The organism is Pseudacidovorax sp. DMC4, assembly GCF_056314265.1.
On sequence record NZ_JBQUYR010000014.1, the window covers coordinates 81,683 to 98,262 of the forward strand.

At 70.7% G+C, this 16,580-nt stretch carries 18 protein-coding genes; 1 reads left to right on the forward strand and 17 read right to left on the reverse strand.

What is annotated here, in order from left to right; genetic code table 11:
- Positions 1-79 precede the first annotated feature (79 nt).
- From ACT54X_RS23025 to nifE, 13 genes are all read right to left on the reverse strand, one after another.
- Positions 80-871 carry a TOBE domain-containing protein gene (locus ACT54X_RS23025; RefSeq protein WP_294368628.1) on the reverse strand — a complete coding sequence of 264 codons (792 nt, stop codon included), beginning with the start codon at positions 869-871 and terminating at the stop codon, positions 80-82.
- Positions 864-1,649, reverse strand: coding sequence for a sulfate/molybdate ABC transporter ATP-binding protein (locus tag ACT54X_RS23030; protein WP_476348804.1), 786 nt, complete (start codon positions 1,647-1,649; stop codon positions 864-866). Before ACT54X_RS23030 ends, ACT54X_RS23025 begins: the two co-directional genes overlap by 8 nt.
- Complete coding sequence (modA, locus tag ACT54X_RS23035; protein ID WP_354319930.1) at positions 1,649-2,425, reverse strand: molybdate ABC transporter substrate-binding protein; 777 nt, start codon at positions 2,423-2,425, stop codon at positions 1,649-1,651. The genes ACT54X_RS23030 and modA overlap by 1 nt, the downstream gene beginning before the upstream one ends.
- 77 nt (positions 2,426-2,502) lie before the next feature.
- A complete protein-coding gene (modB, locus tag ACT54X_RS23040) occupies positions 2,503-3,210 on the reverse strand; it encodes a molybdate ABC transporter permease subunit (RefSeq protein WP_476348807.1) in 708 nt (235 codons plus the stop codon).
- 63 nt (positions 3,211-3,273) lie between these two features.
- On the reverse strand, positions 3,274-4,317 hold the full coding sequence (locus ACT54X_RS23045; RefSeq protein WP_476348809.1) for an LLM class flavin-dependent oxidoreductase: 1,044 nt from the start codon (positions 4,315-4,317) through the stop codon (positions 3,274-3,276).
- Positions 4,314-4,919 (reverse strand): globin family protein, encoded by a 606-nt coding sequence (locus ACT54X_RS23050; protein ID WP_476348811.1) that lies wholly within the window; start codon positions 4,917-4,919, stop codon positions 4,314-4,316. The genes ACT54X_RS23045 and ACT54X_RS23050 overlap by 4 nt, the downstream gene beginning before the upstream one ends.
- A 93-nt stretch (positions 4,920-5,012) precedes the next feature.
- On the reverse strand, positions 5,013-5,600 hold the full coding sequence (locus ACT54X_RS23055) for a nitrogen fixation protein NifQ (protein WP_476348933.1): 588 nt from the start codon (positions 5,598-5,600) through the stop codon (positions 5,013-5,015).
- 28 nt (positions 5,601-5,628) lie between these two features.
- The gene (gene fdxB / locus ACT54X_RS23060) at positions 5,629-5,934 is read right to left on the reverse strand and encodes a ferredoxin III, nif-specific (protein WP_294368645.1); all 306 of its coding nucleotides are present in this window, start codon (positions 5,932-5,934) and stop codon (positions 5,629-5,631) included.
- Positions 5,935-5,965: 31 nt separating this feature from the next.
- Entirely contained in the window at positions 5,966-6,166 is a 201-nt protein-coding gene (locus ACT54X_RS23065; protein ID WP_476348813.1) for a CCE_0567 family metalloprotein, read from the reverse strand.
- 144 nt (positions 6,167-6,310) lie between these two features.
- On the reverse strand, positions 6,311-6,808 hold the full coding sequence (locus tag ACT54X_RS23070; RefSeq protein WP_294368650.1) for a NifX-associated nitrogen fixation protein: 498 nt from the start codon (positions 6,806-6,808) through the stop codon (positions 6,311-6,313).
- Positions 6,801-7,220 (reverse strand): nitrogen fixation protein NifX, encoded by a 420-nt coding sequence (gene nifX / locus ACT54X_RS23075; RefSeq protein ID WP_476348815.1) that lies wholly within the window; start codon positions 7,218-7,220, stop codon positions 6,801-6,803. The genes ACT54X_RS23070 and nifX overlap by 8 nt, the downstream gene beginning before the upstream one ends.
- Before the next feature lie 30 nt (positions 7,221-7,250).
- On the reverse strand, positions 7,251-8,678 hold the full coding sequence (nifN, locus tag ACT54X_RS23080; RefSeq protein ID WP_476348817.1) for a nitrogenase iron-molybdenum cofactor biosynthesis protein NifN: 1,428 nt from the start codon (positions 8,676-8,678) through the stop codon (positions 7,251-7,253).
- 11 nt (positions 8,679-8,689) lie between these two features.
- A complete protein-coding gene (gene nifE / locus ACT54X_RS23085; RefSeq protein WP_476348819.1) occupies positions 8,690-10,252 on the reverse strand; it encodes a nitrogenase iron-molybdenum cofactor biosynthesis protein NifE in 1,563 nt (520 codons plus the stop codon).
- A 272-nt stretch (positions 10,253-10,524) separates the two neighbouring features.
- On the opposite strand from nifE, the gene ACT54X_RS23090 reads away from it, so the two are divergent.
- Complete coding sequence (locus tag ACT54X_RS23090) at positions 10,525-12,744, forward strand: TonB-dependent receptor (RefSeq protein ID WP_476348821.1); 2,220 nt, start codon at positions 10,525-10,527, stop codon at positions 12,742-12,744.
- Positions 12,745-12,774: 30 nt separating this feature from the next.
- On the opposite strand, the gene ACT54X_RS23095 is transcribed toward ACT54X_RS23090, so the two are convergent.
- The 4 genes from ACT54X_RS23095 to ACT54X_RS23110 are packed head-to-tail and all read right to left on the reverse strand — an operon-like array spanning position 12,775 to position 16,570.
- Positions 12,775-13,593, reverse strand: coding sequence for a hypothetical protein (locus ACT54X_RS23095; RefSeq protein ID WP_476348823.1), 819 nt, complete (start codon positions 13,591-13,593; stop codon positions 12,775-12,777).
- A gap of 13 nt (positions 13,594-13,606) precedes the next feature.
- The gene (locus tag ACT54X_RS23100; protein ID WP_476348825.1) at positions 13,607-14,461 is read right to left on the reverse strand and encodes an LLM class flavin-dependent oxidoreductase; all 855 of its coding nucleotides are present in this window, start codon (positions 14,459-14,461) and stop codon (positions 13,607-13,609) included.
- Between the two features lie 16 nt (positions 14,462-14,477).
- Positions 14,478-14,834 (reverse strand): hypothetical protein, encoded by a 357-nt coding sequence (locus tag ACT54X_RS23105; RefSeq protein WP_354319918.1) that lies wholly within the window; start codon positions 14,832-14,834, stop codon positions 14,478-14,480.
- A 29-nt stretch (positions 14,835-14,863) separates the two neighbouring features.
- A complete protein-coding gene (locus ACT54X_RS23110; RefSeq protein WP_476348827.1) occupies positions 14,864-16,570 on the reverse strand; it encodes an AAA family ATPase in 1,707 nt (568 codons plus the stop codon).
- Between the last annotated feature and the right edge of the window lie 10 nt (positions 16,571-16,580).

The window sequence follows — 16,580 nt, forward strand, 5'->3', positions numbered from 1 at the left end:
GTGACCTATCGTTATCTCGGATGCCAGCATCCATTTGCCGGATGGCAAACCGAAGCCGGCCAATAGCCCTCGCCGGCCATCAGGCCCGCATCGCCACCATCACCGAATACGCCTTCACCACGGCCGTGGCCGCCTGCCCCACCGCGATGCCGAGGGCATCGATGGCATCGTTGGTGACGCTGGCCGTGATTACCGCGCCGCCGGGCAGCGTCAGGCCCACGAGCGAGGAGACGGCGCCGCGCTCCACGCGCGAGACGGTGCCGGCGAACTGGTTGCGTGCCGAGAGCTGGTAGCCGGCGAAGTCGGTCACCAGCACCACGGCCGAGGACTTGACGAGCGCGATCGCCTCCTTGCCCACGGCCGCCTGCAGCCGCGTGGCCGCGGCGCTGGTCATGGTGGCGACGATCTCCTGGCCGCCGGCCAGGGCGATGGTCAGTTGGGTGGTGACGGGGCCGGCCTCGACGGCGCTGACGGTGCCGGCGAACTGGTTGCGGGCGGTGGTCTTCATGGCGATTCTCCGGAGAAGGCCGGCGAGGGCCGGCTGTTGGATGAGCAGGGCTTCCTGCTCGCGCAGGAAGTCGGCATGGGCGCTCTGCAGGCCACGCCAAGCGGCCAGCAGCGAATGGCCAGCCGGCGTAAGCTGCGAGCCGCCGCCGCCTTTGCCGCCAGTGGCGCGCGCCAGCAGCGGCTCGTTGGCCAGGTTGGAGGCCGTCTCCAGCAACAGCCACGCGCCCTTGTAGCTGTAGCCCGCGGTGCGGGCCGCGCGGTTGATGGAGCCGGTGCTGTCGATGGCTTCGAGCAGCGCGAAGAAGCGCGCGTCCAGCCGCCCGGCCAGGCGCAACTCGCCATGCAGCAGCGTGGCGTCAGCCATGGGCGGCTCCCAGCAGGCGGCGCACGGCGGCGGCCTGCGGCGGCTCGGCCGCGCGCGCAGGGGCGCCGAGCAGCTCCAGCTCGACGCCGGTGCCCCGCGCCACGTCCACCTGCCGCACGGCCCGGCCCTGCTCGATGAGCACCGCCTCCTCCGCCAGCGCCAGCACGTCGTCGACGTCGTGCGTGATCATCAGCACGGGCAGTTGCCAGCGGGCGCAGACGGCGGCCAGTTCCTGCCGGAGGTCGTGGCGCAACATGGGATTGAGGGCGGCGAAGGGCTCGTCGAGCAGCAGCACCTGGGGCTCGCAGGCCAGGGCGCGGGCCAGGGCCACGCGCTGCTGCTGGCCGCCGGACAACGCCGATGGACGTGCATCGGCCATGGCCTCCAGGCCGAAGCTGGCCAGCAGTTCATCCACACGCCGTGCCGCGCGCGCATCCAGCCGGCGGCGCCACCAGGTGGTCAGGCCGAAGCCGATGTTCTGCCGCACGCTCAGGTGCGGGAACAGCGCGTAGTGCTGGAACAGGTAGCCCACGCGGCGCTGCTGCGTCGGCAGGTCGATGCCCGCCTCGGCATCGAAGAGCGTACGCCCGCCGATGCACACATGGCCGCGCTCGGGCCGCAGCAGGCCGGCCACCGCCTGCAGCGTGAGCGACTTGCCCGCGCCCGAGGGGCCGTACAGCGCCACCATGCGCGCCTGGCTGCGAAAGCACGTGTGCAGCGCGAAGCGGCGCTGGCCGTCGCTCACGGCCAGTTGCAGGTCGACATCGATCAACGCCATCAGGAGGGCTGGCCGAAGCCGTACTTGTTCAGCACCTCCATCGCGGGCGGCGTCGACAGGAACTGGATGAACGCCTTCGCCAGCGCCTTCTGGCGGCTTTCGCTCACCACCACGATGGGATAGCTCACCGGCGTGTGGCCGGTGGCGGTGAAGGCGATCTTCACCTTGTCGCCGCCGATGGCGGCGTCGGTGCGGTAGACGAAGCCGGCATCGACCTCGCCGCGCGCCACATAGTCGAGCACCTGGCGCACGCTGTCGGCGTAGACGAACTTGGGCTCCAGCGTGGTCCACAGGCCGGCCGCATCCAGCGATTCCTTGGTGTAGCGGCCCACCGGCACGGTGGCGGTCTTGCCGATGGCGATGCGCTTGACGGCGGCGCCGGTCAGGTCCTTGGCCGAGGTCAGGGCCGGTCCGCCCTGCGCGGGTACCACGGCCACCACGGTGTTGAGGGCGAAGTCCCGCTTGCTGTCGGCGTCGAAGAGTTTCTTCTCGATGCCCTGCGTCACCGTGGCCTGGTCGGCACTGGCGAAGACATCCACTGGCGCGCCCTGCGCGATCTGCTGGATCAGCGTGCCCGAGGCCGCGAAGTTGAAGACCAGCTTCGCGCCCGGATGGCTGGCCTCGAACCGGGGCCCGAGTTCCTTGAAGGCATTGGTCAGGCTGGCTGCGGCCGAGACCGTGAGCTGCTGGGCCGCGGCCAGCGCCGGCAGCGCTGCCAGGGCCAGCACGGCGAGCCCTCGACGGGTAAAGCGGGCCAGGGACAAGGGACGGGACATGGTCAGACTCCTTTTCAACAGATGCGACAGACTCGACAAAGACGATGAATGGGGATGTGGTCGGCGTGCGGGGCCGCTCAACGCAGCGACAGGAAGCGGTTGGACACGACCAGCAGCGCCACCGACAGCACCGAGGTGACCAGCACCAGCAGCAGCGCCATGCGGTCCTCGCCGGCCTGGACGGCGTCGTAGATGGCCATGGACAGGGTCTGGGTCTTGCCGGGGATGGAGCCCGCCACCATCAGCGAGGCGCCGAACTCGCCCATGGCCCGGGCGAAGGCCAGCAGCGTGCCGGCCAGGATGCCGGGCCAGGCCAGCGGTAGCGTCACGCGCACGAAGCTGCTCCAGGCCGACTGCCGCAGCGTGCGGGCCGCGGCTTCCAGGCTGCGGTCTACGCCACCGAAGGCGGCGCTGGCCGACTTGAGCACCAGCGGCAGGGCGACCACCGCCGAGGCCACGACGGCGCCATGCCAGTTGAAGACGATCGTGTAGCCGAAGTACTCGTACAGCCAGCCGCCGACCACGCTGCGCCGTCCGGCCAGAACGAGGATGGCGTAGCCGATCACCGTGGGCGGCAGCACCAGGGGCAGGATGCAGATCGCCTCCAGCAGGCTGCTGCCGGCGAAGCGCCGACGGGCGAACAGCCAGCCCAGCGCCGTGCCCACCACCAGCGCCAGGACGGTCGCCACCCCCGCCACCTTGAGCGAGAGCAGCAGGGGATGCCAGTCGGTGGCCTGGAGGCTTTGGGCCAGATCCGACAGAGCGGACGGTGGGCTTTGCGACATTTGCTACGTAGTTCAGTACATAACGACCAGGGTGCAATATACGCGCCAGCGTTGTGAAGCCCGTCACACCGCGGGCGCCACGGCTTGCATGAACAGCGACAGGGCCTCGCGGGCCGCCGCTGGCGCGTGCACGGCCGGCTTGAGCAGCAGCAGGTGGGGACCGAGCTGCGCCTTCAACAGGCGCAGCCGGGCGACGCAATGGGCCGGATCGCCGATCACGGCATTGGCCAGGATGGTGTCGTCGTCGGCATCGGGCCGGAACATCGGCGGCCTGCCCTGCGCCCCGAATTCCACGCCCATCAACTGCGGATAGGCGCGCACGGCGGCCACACCGTGCGCGACGGCCCGGTCATGGTCGGGCTCGCAGTGAAAGAAGCGGGCGATGGCAAAACGCCAGTTCTGCGGCCGGGCGCCGCGCTCGGGCGCGATGGCCGCCGCCACCTTGGCCAGGTCGGCCGAGGGCGTGGCCATCAGGCCATGGCCCTCCTGCGCCGCCAGGCGCAGCGCCTCGGGGCTCAGGCTGGCCAGCCATACGGGCACCGGCTGCTGCAGCGGACGCGGATGCACCGACAGGCCGCGGCTGCGGTAATGGCGCCCGTCGAAATCGACGGCGTCCTCGCGCCACAGGCGGCGGATGAAAGCCAGCGCCTCCAGCATGCGTTCGCGCGCCTCGGCTTCCGACGGCACGCCCGCATGCCGGTACTGGGCCGGAAAGGGCCCGCCGCGCGCCACGCCGAATTCCATGCGCCCGCCGCTGAGCAGGTCCAGTGCGGCCATGTCCTCGGCCACGCGCACCGGGTCGTTCAGCGGCAGCAGCGCGGCGCCCGTGCCCAGGCGGATACGCCGCGTGCGCGCCGCCAGTTGGGCCAGCAGCACCATGAGCGCGCTGCCGATGGCGAAGCGGCTGTGGTGATGCTCGGCCACCCAGACGGAATGAAAGCCCAGGGCTTCGGCCAGCTCGCCGGTGAGCAGGGTCTGCGCCAGGGCATCGCGCGGGTCGCCGTCGGGGTCTTCCACGTTGAGGAAGACGCCGTAGCGCGAGCCCGCAGGCGCGGTGGCGGTGCCTGTGGCGGGAGCCGGGTTCGTGCTTGGCGGAAGGGCGCTCATCGCCCGCCTCCTGCTGCGGGCGCCGCTTCCAGGAACCAGCTGCGCACGGTGTCGTAGGGATAGCGGGTCAGGCCCGCATGGCGGCTGCGCGGCGCCATCAGGTGCACCGACAGGGGCTCGGCCCAGCGCCAGAAGTCGGCCCGCAGGCCGGGCGTCCAGCCGGCGTCGTCGAAGGCATGCCAGAGCTGCACCAGCCAGAGCTCGCGGCCCTCCTCGTCCAGCAGCAGCGGCAGGCCCGAGCCGGCGCGCAGCCGCGCGTGCCAGCCGCTGTAGAAGAGCGGCCCGCCGCAGGACTCGACCACGAAGTCGGCCACACGCTGCTCCACACAGCCGGCGCACCGGCCCGCGCGGGCGAAGAGCGGCGTGCGGCACAGCCGCTGCATGTGCAGGTGCACCAGCCGGCGCAGGCCCTCCTCGCTGCACTGGGCCAGCAGCCGGTGCGCCGGCTGGGGCAGCAGCGGCAGGCACGGTGCCTCGGCAAAGGCCGCCCCGGCCCCCGGCGAATCGCCGGCCGGCCAGTGGAGCGTGAGATAACAGGCCCGGTCGCAGGGCACCCAGCGGGCGCCACGGGACACAGGTTGGGCGGATTGGAAGGCGGACATGGCGGCTTCGTCGGTTTTGTCAGGACAGGCGACGTGTTATGTAGTTCACTACATCGCGTTAGCCGTCCTAGTGCAAGCCGCGTGCCCGGCGCGTCAGATCCGCGCCCGGCCGTCCTCCGGCCCGAAGCACAGGCCATGGTCGCTGCACACGCCGCAACTGGGCGACTTGCAGACGAAGACCTGCTCGCGCTCGCACAGCTGCTTGTAGAAGAACTTCTTCCACTTCATGTCGCCCGTGTTGCGGGCCGCGAGCGCGGGGAACCAGCCGCCGATCAGCGCCGAGAGTTCGCGACGCGAGGGCAGGAACAGGTCCTGCCACAGGTGGTTGCCGCCCAGGCTGGCGCAGGCCAGCGCATGGGCGACGGCCGGTCCGTCCTCGGGCGGGCCAGCCGCGGGAGACAGGTGGTCGAGCAGCAGCGCCACGAGGTCGTCCACCTCGTCCTGACGCGGCTCGGCGCGGTCGGCGCCGTCGAGCGCCAGCCAGTCCAGCCCGAGCGCCAGGTCGGCGCCGGGAAAGCGGCGGTCCATCACCGCGCGCGTGGCCGCGGCCGGCAGGCCCGCGAGGGGCAACCATTGCGTGCCATGGTCCGCGAAGGCCGCGCCGATGACACCGGCCAGCGCCAGGCTGGCCGGCTCGCCGCGCTGCGGGGCACAGGCCAGCAGCAGGGCGCGGGGATGCAGGGCCTGGGCATTCATGGCCGGGCAGCCCCTACACCTGCGCCGCGGCGTGCGTGTAGCACTTCTTGGGGCAGATCTTGGCGCAGGCCGTGCAGCCGATGCACAGCTCCTGGTGGGCGATGGTCATCACCTTGCGCTCGTACTCGTCGTCCTCGTCGTCGTCGCCGGAGAGGGCGATGTGCTCGCCCTCGTCATCCAGGCCGACGAGCTCGAGCACGCCGCGCGGGCAGACCTTGAAGCAGCGGCCGCAGCCGATGCACTTGTCTTCGTCCAGTTCGGCGACGAAGGTGGGCGTCCAGGTGGCGCCGCTGGGCAGGGTGACGTTGAAGGTGGTCATGGCTGGCTCGGGGCTGGCGGGGCGTGCGTCGTCAGGCCGCTGCGGCGGCAGAGGCCTTCCGGGCGGCCATCAGCGCGGCATGGGCCTCGTGGCAGCGCTGGGCCACCTCCAGGATGCGCTCCCAGTTGTTCGGCAGCTCTTCCGACAGGTCATGCAGGTCCATCTTGGCCTGCACGGCCTGGGCGTTGAGCTTCTTGAGGCGGGCTTTCAGTTCTTCTGCTGTTTCAGACATTCGGCGGCTCCTGGGTACTTGGTGGCACACGTCAAGCACTGTGCTCGGGCGCCCGTGGAACCGGCTTTGCCGGGCCACCGGGCGCGCCCCCTTGAGGGGGGATTCGGCTACACGAAGTGAGCAAGAAACGGGGGTGGGTCTATTTCATGCTCCGTAGTTGGCAACGTCCGGGTAGGTGCGGATCATCTGGACGGCCTCGTCCAGGAACTTGCCGCCGGCTTCCGCCAGCTTGGCCAGCGACGGAAAGCCGAAGCGGTGCACGTCGCGCAGCTGCTTGTTGACCACCACCAGCCGCCCGGCGATGAGCACCATGCGGCCGAAGCCCTCGTGGCTCATCTTCATCATGGGCGAGACCATCTGCTTCGTCTCGCGCTCGATGGCCACGGCAATGGCGTTGTAGAACAGCTCCAGGTGCCACAGCGTCTCGGGGTCGGGGTCGCCCATGATCGGAATGGCACGCCGCTCCTCGGGCGTGAGGATGTAGGGCTTGAGCAGCTGCAGGTCGCTCTTGCCCTCCCAGGTGCCGTGGGTGTCCTGGGCGCGCAGCTGCTTGATGAGCTGCTGCACGAAGGGCGACGCCAGGTGCGCCGCGTCGTTGTCGTCGGCCGCCGGGGCGGCGGCCAGGGTTGCTTCTTCAGCCATGGGGGTGGGCTTCCTCTTCGTCCTCGAAATCGAACGCACTGCCGCCGTCCTTGGCCAGTGCCTTGCGCAGCCAGGGCGGCGGCGTGCCCTTGAGCACGTCCTGCAGCTTGTCCAGGATCTGCGCGATGGGTTCGGGCTGCGGCACCTTGATCGGATGGATCTTCAGCGCCACCACCCGCGCCGCGCCCGAGCCGCCGATCGCCGCCACATACAGGATGGCGCAGTCGCGGATGGCGTCCAGCTTGGGGGCGAGCTTGTCCTCGTCGCCGTCTTCCTCCAGCTTGCCGCCGAAGTCGAAGCTTTCGACGAAGCGGTGGCCCTGGGGCGTGACCTCGTACACGACGATGGCCTTGGCCCAGCCGAAATGGGCGTCGACATGGACCTTGTCCTGGGTGGCGAATGCGATCTTCATGGGGACTCCGTGGCGTGGAAAAGAGGTCGCTCAGGCGCTGGCGGCGGCCACGGCCGCGTGGTCGCCGCAGCCGCAGCCCGTGCCGCAGCCGGCCTCCGCCTGCGGCACGGGCTGCGCCGCGCGCAGGGCCTCGGGCGTGAGCGGCCAGTCGCCTTCGTGGTGGTGCGGGATCTGCTCGATCATCAGGTTGGCGATCTCGAAGATCAGGTTCATCGTGCCGCGGTAGCCCACATAGCGGCGGTGCGAGTTGCCGATGCGGTCGAACACCGGAAAGCCCACTCGGAAGAAGGGCTTGCCCAGCCGCTCGGCCATCTGCCGGCCATGCGAGTGCGTGACCAGCAGCTCGCAGCCCGCCTCGGCCGCAGCGCGCTCCATGTCCTCCAGGTCGCCGATCACCACCTGCGCGGCCGGCAGCAGCGCGTGCGCGGCCGAGGGCGTGGTGCTGACGCACACCTTCAGCTCGGCGCCCATCTCGTGCAGCAGACTGCCCACGGCGAGCAGCAGGTCGGGCTCGGCGCCGATCGCCACCTTGGTGCCGCCGGTATAGAAGTGGCCGTCGAGCATCGCGTCCAGCAGCTGGCTGCGCTGGCGGCGGTACTTGGCCGGCACGGGACGTCCGCTGAGCTGCGCCAGCCGCTGCATCAGGCGGTCGTTGCAGGCCAGACCCGTGAGTCGCTCGTAGACCTCGAAGGGCGTGCCGGCGATGTCCTGCAGCGCCTTGGCGGCATCGCGCATCTGCTCGCCCACCGCCAGCGTGAAGGCCGAGGCGCCCGCGGCGCGGATCTCTTCCACCGTCGTGCCGCCCAGCGTGGTGCCGCGCCAGTCGGGCGCGATGTGCCCGTCGAGCGAACCCGAGATGTCGGGCAGCACCACGGCCGTGAGGCCGAAGGCCTCGACGATCTCGCGCAGCTCGTCGATGTCCGCCGGCGACAGGTGGCTGCCCGGCAGCAGCGTGAGCTGCGCGGCCACCGTGGGCAGCGGCTTGACCATCGCCCGCACGATGCCGGCGACGGCGTGGCGGTAGCCGTCCTCGAAGGCGCCCACGTAGTCGGGCGTGGAGACGTAGACGATCTCGGTGTCCGCCAGCTCGGGCTTGCGCTGGCGCACGATGGCGAGGAAGCCCTCCACGTCGTCGCCCTTGGTCTCGGTGAGGCCGGTGGAGCAGATGGCGATGATGCGCGGCGCCGCGCGCTGGTGGATGTTCATCAGCGCGGACTCGATGTTCTCGTAGCCGCCGAGGATGGTGGTCACCTCGTTCATCGCGGTGGTCTGCAGCGGAATGGCTTCCTTGAAGTGCCGCACCAGCAGCACCAGCCCGAAGGAGGTGCAGCCCTGCGAGCCGTGCATCACGGGCATGCAGGCATCCAGCCCCATGAAGGCGAAGCTCGCACCCAGCGGCTGGCTCATCTTGAGCGGATTGACCGCGCAGGCTTTCTTCGACTCGACGACCTCGGCCATGGCGCGGCTCCTCAGGCGGGCATTTCGTCGAGCGTCAGGCCCATGGCGCTGCGCGCCACGTCGGCCAGGAACGCCAGGCCCGGCAAAGGCATGCAGTCGGCCAGGGCCGCAGGCTGCGGGGCCTGCGGCGGGATGGGCGCAGGCGCCGGCACCGGCGTGCCCGCCGCCACCGCGCCCAGGCTCTCGCCGTCGTCGCCCCAGGGCGCCGGAATGCGCACCTGCTGCCACACGGGGTTGGAGAGCGCGCGGTCCACCTGGTGCACCAGCTCCACCATGCCCTCGTAGCCGCCATAGGGGTAGTAGCGCTCCTGGTTGATGTCCAGCCAGGGCATGCGGGCCTTGAGCGCCACGAACTGCGAGCGTCCGCCCGACAGCATGATGTCGGCCTTGGCATCGCGCAGCATGGTGTACATCTGCCGCGGCGTCATGTCGTCGATCATGTGGGCGTCGTCGCCCATGATCTCCTTGATCTTCTCCTTGTCTTCCTTGGTGGACTTCTTGATGCTGGTGCCCACCACCTCGATCCCCGCCTCCTGCAGGGCCGACACCACCGACCACGACTTCACGCCGCCGGTGATCAGCAGTGCCCGCTTGCCCGCCAGGCGCTCGCGGTAGGCGGCGATGCGCTTCCAGGCGCGGGCCTCCTCGACCTCGATCAGCCGCTCGGTGCGCTCGATCAGGTCCTCGGGCGCCCCCTGGCGCACCAGCAGCCGCGCGATGTTGCGCAGCGTCTCGCTCATGTCGGAAATGCCGTAGAACGAGCCTTCGAAGTACGGGATGCCCCAGCGCTGCTCCATGCGGGTGGCGATGTTGATCATCGACTTGGAGCACACCATCATGTTCACCTTGGCGCGGTGGCTGCTGGCGATCTCGTTGTAGCGGCCGTCGCCCGAGATGCACGAGAGCACGCGCACGCCCAGCGCATCGAGCAGCGGCTTGGTCTGCCACAGCTCGCCCACCAGGTTGTACTCGCCGATGATGTTGATGTCGTAGGGAGTCGTGTACTCGGGCTCGCGCGTGCCGATCACATAGTCCAGCACCGACTCGCCGCCCAGCTTGTTGCCCAGGTTCTTGGGCCCCGCGAAGCCGGGCGAGTTGACCGGAATCACCGGCTTGCCGAACTTCTCGCTGGCGCGCTTGCACACGGCCTCGATGTCGTCGCCGATCAGCGCCGTGACGCAGGTCTGGTAGACGAAGACCGCGGGCGGGTCGTACTTCTCGATGATCTCGCGCACGCTCTTGAACAGGCGCTTCTCGCCGCCGTAGATCACGTCCAGTTCGTTGATGTCGGTGGTGAAGCCGGTGCGGTAGAGCTGCGAGCCGCTGCTGGCGCTGTGCCGGTTGTCCCAGGAGTTGCCTTCGCAGGCGATGGGGCCGTGCACGAGGTGCGCCACGTCCACGATGGGCTGCAGCGCGATCTTGGCGCCATCGAAGGCGCAGCCGCCAGCCGCAGCGCCGGGCGACAGCTGCTTGGTGCAGCCCTTCTTCTTTTCCTTGGCGCCCTTGGCCTGGTTCTTGTCGCAGCCGGGCTCGTCGAACACCTGGGCGATCTTGGCTTTGAGCGAGGGGGACATCGGGAGGCTCCTTGCACGTGGCGTGGGTGAGGCCTTCATTGCAGATTCGGTGCCAGCCGCAATGCGTTGGAAAGCCAACGCAGAAGCGGCAATCGCGCCTGTCTTCAGCGCCGCCTGTGGCAGGTTTGAAGCAATCGCGACATTCGCGCTGCCGGCATGTGACACACGGGCCCGTTCCTATAATCCGCGCCTTCCGCGACGCCCTTCCGGGCCCGCATCCCGCGCCAGCCAGCCGCTGCCAGCCGCGCATCTCCTCCTCCTGGAGTCCGGCTGTGCCTACCCTGCCCTCCCGCCACCCGTCGCCGCGGCGCAAGCGCGCCCTCCCCCGTTCCACGCGCCGCACCGCCTGGCCGCTGGCCGTGGCGCTCGCCGGCCCCCTGCCGGCATGGGCCCAGGCCGCCACCACCGCCGCCGCCGATACGCAGTTGCCCGCGGTGCAGGTGGAGGACCAACGGGTGCCCGACCTGCAGCAGGACGGCTCGGCCGCCAGCGGCTACCGGGCGCGCACCGCCGCACAGATCGGTCCGCTGGACGCCCGACCGCTGCTCGATACGCCCTACTCCGTGCACGTGGTGCCGCAGGCATTGATGGAGAACCTGCAGGCCACCAAGCCCGACGATGTGCTGCGCATCAACCCCGTCACCCAGCTCACCACGCCGCAGTCGCGCTTCTTCACGGGTGTGACGGTGCGCGGCTTCAGCCTGGGTGCCACCAAGCGCATCGACGGCATGCCCAACACCAACATGGTCAGCGTCGACATGGAGGACAAGGAGCGGCTGGAGGTGCTCACCGGCCTCTCCGGCTTTCTCTGGGGTGCGGGCAACGTGGGCGGCACGCTCAACTACGTGCTCAAGCGGCCCACCTACGAGCCCCTGCGCAGCGTGACGGCGGGCGTGACGGAAGGCCGCAACGGCTATCTGCACGGCGACTTCGGCGGCCGCGTCGACGACGGCGGCAAGCTGGCCTACCGGCTCAACGTTGTCGGCCAGGACGGCGACACCGCCACCGACCACCAGTCGATCCGGCGCGGCCTTGCCAGCGGCGCGCTCGACTGGAACGTGAGCGATACGCTGCAGCTGCAGTTCGACGCCTCGCGCAGCGTCTACCGCATGCGCGGCAGCGAGGCCTACTGGAGCGCCGCCACGGGCGCCAGCTATCCCTCGGCCGACCGGGCCCGCAGCAACTTCTACGGCCAGCCCTTCACGCTGACCGACACCGCGCAGGACCATATGGCCAGCCGCCTGCGCTGGCAGCTGGGCGACAGCGTGGTGCTGCGTGCCGGCCTGGCTCGCCGCACCAGCCGCTCCGACCTGGTGGTGGCCAACAACACCTTCATCGCCGGCGGTGACGGCCGCTACCTGATGCAGACCAGCGCCTGGGAGTACCCCGATTACCTCAACCAGGGCGCCTATGCCTATGCGGGCTGGCGCTTCGCCACCGGGCCGGTGCGGCACACCCTGACCGCCGGCTGGTCGGCCGACCGCACCACCGCCACCAACTACCGCTCGTCCGCCGGCGGCTGGACCACCCTCACGAGCATGCCGGTGAGCTTCGGCCAGCCCGTCTACCTGCCCGACCCGGGCCTCACGCCCACCGGCAGCAAGTACCTGGCCCAGCGCACGCTGCGCCGCAATGTGCTGCTGGGCGACGACATCCGCGTGGGCGACCAGTGGTCCGCCCTCATCGGCGTGAACCAGGCGGGCATCCTGGACTCGGGCTACGGCGCCACCGGCGCCAGCACCAGCCACTACGACGACAGCCGCGTCACGCCGACGGCCGCGCTCATCTACAAGCCCGTGCCGTGGCTCTCGCTCTACGGCAGCACCATGCGCAGCCTGGAACAGGGCGGCGTGGCCGCGGCCACCTACAACGGCCGCCTGGTGAGCAACGCAGGCGCCGTGATGGCGCCGCTCCAGAGCAAGCAAGTCGAGATGGGCCTGAAGGCCGAAGCCCGCGACGTGCTGTGGACGGCGGCGCTCTTCAAGATCGACAAGGGCCTGCAGTACTACGACGCGAGCGGCAGCGGCCCGGTGACCTATGTGCAGGACGGCCGGCAGGTGCACCAGGGCCTGGAGTTCACCGCCACCGGCAAGCCGATGCGCGGCCTCACCGTGGTGGGCGGTCTGACGCTGCTGGACGCCAAGGTCAAGGAGAACCGTCAATCGCCCGCACTGGAAGGCAAGACGCCCATGAACGTGGCCGAGCGCACCGCCAAGCTCTACCTCGAGTACGACCTGGACGGCGTGCCCGGCCTGACGCTTACCGGTGGCGCCTTCTACACCGGCCCGCAGTACGCCGACGCGGCGAACACGCAGCGCCTGCCCGGCTTCGCCACCTTCGACCTGGGACTTCGCTACGCCCTGCGCGCGGCCGGGCTGCCGCTGACGCTGCGGCTGAACGTGGCCAACGTGGCGGACAAGCGCTACTGGCTCAATGCCAACTACCTGGGCAGCCCGCGCACGGTGGCACTGTCGGGGCAGATCAAGTTCTAGGCAGGCGGCCTTCCGCCCGCCGGGCGCCGCTCAGCGCGAACCCGACGATCCCCCCAGCGCGCGCGCCACCGCCAGGGCACGCGCCTGCGGATCGGCCCCCGCCCGTGCGAAGGCGGCCAGCGCACGCCGCATGCGCGGCGCCTTGGCGTAGTCGGCTTCACCGTGGCCGGCATAGGCCGAGAAGTCGCAGATGCACACCTGCAGCAGCTGCTCGAAGCGCTCGGGCCGCTCCACCGCCTCCACCCGTGCCAGCAGCTCGGCGATGGGACCGGCGCGCATGTCGCTGGCGCGGTGCACGCGATCGGCCTCGGCAATGGCCAGATCCGCCAGGTCCAGCACCTCGGGCGGCAGCGCCATGCGCCCGGCCAGGTCCCGCAGCCGGGCCTGGCCGCGCAGTTCGTGGCCCACATGGCTGGGCCAGCAGTGCGGCGGCGTGCCCGCCATGCCGAACTTGTGGGCCAGCACCGCGAAACGCACCGCCAGCGGTGCATGGCGCCGTGCGGCCAGGGCCAGGGCGCGCAGCTGGTGCTCGCCGACGTCCACCGGCAGGGGCTCGTCCGACAGGTGGGGCACGCCGAAGAGCGCGTCCAGCTCCGGCAGGAAGCGCCGGAGCCCGGCGCAGGCCCGCAGCGCCAGGAAGAAGCCCGCCGGGTAGGGCGACTGCAGCGCCCGCTGCAAGGCCGCGCCGGCCTGCTCGGGCGTTAGCCGCTCGATGGCGTCGCGCTGCACGGCACTCACCATCAGTGCGAGGTCCTCCGCATCCGGCGCCGCGCCCGCGCTCTGGGCGGCACCCAGCGCGAGGCGGATCAGCTGCTGCCCCACCGCGGAGGACGCGCGCGACCGGGTCATGGTCAGCGGACCCTCAATCGTCCAGCAGCGGCCGGACCTCGTCGACCATGTCGGCCAGGATGTGCTTGGCGTCGTCGAAGCCCGCGCTCATCGGCACCACGATCACGCCCAGCAGGCCGAAGCGCTCGCCCAGGTGACGCAGCGCCTGCGCCACCTCGGCATGGCTGCCGACCAGGCTGCGCGCCAGCATCGCCGGGGCTGCGTCGGCGCCGGCGCGCCAGTGCGCGAAGGGCTGTGCCAGGGCCAGCGCCGCCTCGCGCGTGGCGGCGGGGCAGGCGAAGCGTGCCAGCAGCACGCCAGGGCCGGCCGATCCGCCCGCCTCGCGGAAGGCGCCGATCAGTGCCTCCACAGCCGCCTCGTCCAGCTCGGCCGGCAGCCACAGGCCCAGCCCGCGGGCGGCGGCCTGCCGCGCGGCCTCGGCACTGTCGACCACGGCCCAGGCCGGCACCGGCACGCCCGGGGCTGCCGGGACCAGGAGTCCACCCTGCCCTGCCAGCCTGGCCTGCAGCGCAGCCAGCGACGCCGTCGCATCCGTGTGGGCGCCGCGCGCATCGGCCGCCAGCGCCAGCCGGCCCCGGCTGAGCAGCGAGGCCGTCGCCAGGCTCTGCGCCAGTGCCTCGGCCTCGTGCCGCGAGGGCTGCACCACGGCGCCGATGCGGGCCTTGGACGTCACGCCCGCCAGATGCCCCACCAGCGCCTCGACCGCCGTGCTGGGATGCGCCGGATCGTCCGCACACTCGGCCAGCCAGATGTCGTCGAAGCCCATCCGGTCGGCCTCCCGCACCAGCACGAACTGCCGGATCAGCGCCCGCCCGTCCTCGCCGGTGGGGTTCTCGAACAGGCACAAGGCACCCAGACGCAGTTTCATGGCAGGTTCCAGGATCTCAGTACGCGTTTTCGAACCACACGGGCTCGATGCGCCGCAGCTGCTCGATCAGGTGCACCGTGGTCGGCAGCAGCGAGCGCACGGCATACCACACGGCCTCCCGGCGCGGCTGGGCGTCGGCCTCGAGCAGGCCGCACAGGGCCTGCCAGCCGCGCCAGTCCACCCAGGCGAGACGCGCCTGCAGCGCCGGCGACAGGTGGGCCAGCGTCTGGGCCACCGTCAGCAGATGAGTCTCCACATGCTGCAGGGTGTTGGGGCTGGCGAAGAGCTCCGCCTCGTCCTGCATCTCGCAGGTAAGCCGGTCCACGGCGTCCGCGCACTGGCGCACGATGTCGCATTGCAGGTGAGGCAGCATGGTGTTCCTCGAAGAAGGTGCTGTGGCGATCAGGCGCCGGCCGGCGTGAGCGCACGGAACATGGCGCAGCGCAGGAAGGCCTCCTCCGTCGCCGGCACACCCTTGTGGCCGCAGTACTTGGCGACCAGCTTGGCCAGGCCCTTGATGTCGCGGCCGGTGGCCTCGGGAAAGAGCGCGGGCAGCCGCTGCAGCAGCGCGGCATCCAGCACCAGGCCGAACTGCTCGCCCATGACCTGCCAGATGCGCAGCCGCGCCGCCTCGTCCGGCGCGTGGTAGCGAATCAGCGCGATGCAGCGCGAGACGATGGCCTCGTCGATGTCGTCGATGCGGTTGGTGGTCAGGAACAGCAGGCCGCTGAAGTACTCCAGCACGCGCAGGAACACGCCCACCACCGCGTTCATGGCCAGGTCGTCGTCGCGGCGCTTGATGTAGACGTCGGCCTCGTCGATCAGCAGCACGGCGCCCCAGCGCTGGGCGCGCAGCAGCACCTCCTTGAGGGCGCTCTCCATGGTCGAGACGTTCAGGCCGAGCTGGCCCGAGTGCACCCGGTACAGCGGCCGGCGCACGATCTCGGCATAGACCTCGGCGGTGAGGGTCTTGCCCACGCCCGGCGGGCCCGCGCACAGCACGGTGGTACCGCCGGACTTGCCGGCCACGATGTCGTCCATCAGCACGTCCATCTCGGCGGTGAGGATGTCGATCAGGTCGGTCTGTTCGGGCGGCAGTACCAGCTTGTGCTTCAGGGCGGGCTGATAGGCATAGGGCTGCAGTTCGTCCACATGCACCCAGAGGTGGTGGTGCAGCTCCAGGTGGAACATCAGCATCAGCGGATGCACCGGCAGCTGGGTGAACAGCCCGGGCCGGTCGCGGCGCAGTTCCTCCGCCAGGGCCTTGACCTCGTCCTCGGCGTCGTACTGGCTGCTCTTGGCGGCCTTGCCCAGGTAGCCGGCCAGCAGCGTGCCGGGCGCCTCCAGCGTGGGGTTGCGCTGCTGCAGCACGCCTTCGTCGTTCACCAGCCGGGCCGGCTGGCCCTGGGCGCTGAGCACGATCACGTCCTTGCGCAGCCAGTCGCTGTCGCGATGGGTGGCGGTGGGGTCCTCGGCGTGGAAGCCGGTGCCGCTGCCCAGGAACTGGCTGCCGTACTCGCCGCGCCACTCGAAGTAGCGTTCGGCCGTGGCGTCGTAGGCATCCATCAGCGCCGGGGTTTCGCGCATCAGGCCGCGCGCGAGCAGCATCCGGGCGATGGTGCGGCCCTCGACGTCGGCGCCGGCCAGCCGCAGGGTCTGGGTGATGAGGCCGCCGCGCGCGTTGGCCTTCATCTCGACGAAGACCTTGCCGGTCTCGTCGTTGCTGGCGGGCACGAAGTCGATGCGGGTCGGGCACCAGGCCAGGGGTCGGCTGTCGGTGTCGGCGCTGAAAAGCCAGCCGCGCCGGGCACCGGCGGCGATGTGCCGCACCAGCGCCGGCACCACCTGCTCAAGCCTGTCGGCGGTGAAGCGCTCCGCATCGGGCTCCTCCAGTGCATCGCGCAGGCAGCGCAGCTGCACGGCACGTCGCCGCTGGTGCTCGCCGCCGGTCTGCCACAGCTCGCCCAGGCGATCGAGCGCCACGGGGTGGAGCTGGGCCAGGCCGATCTCGGCATGCGCGCCGAAGCGCAGCTGGTCGGCCAGCATCGCCAGCTCGGGAAACTCGCTGGCGAGCTGCTGGGCGTGCGGTCGTTCGATGCGCAGCTTCATGGCCCGTGTC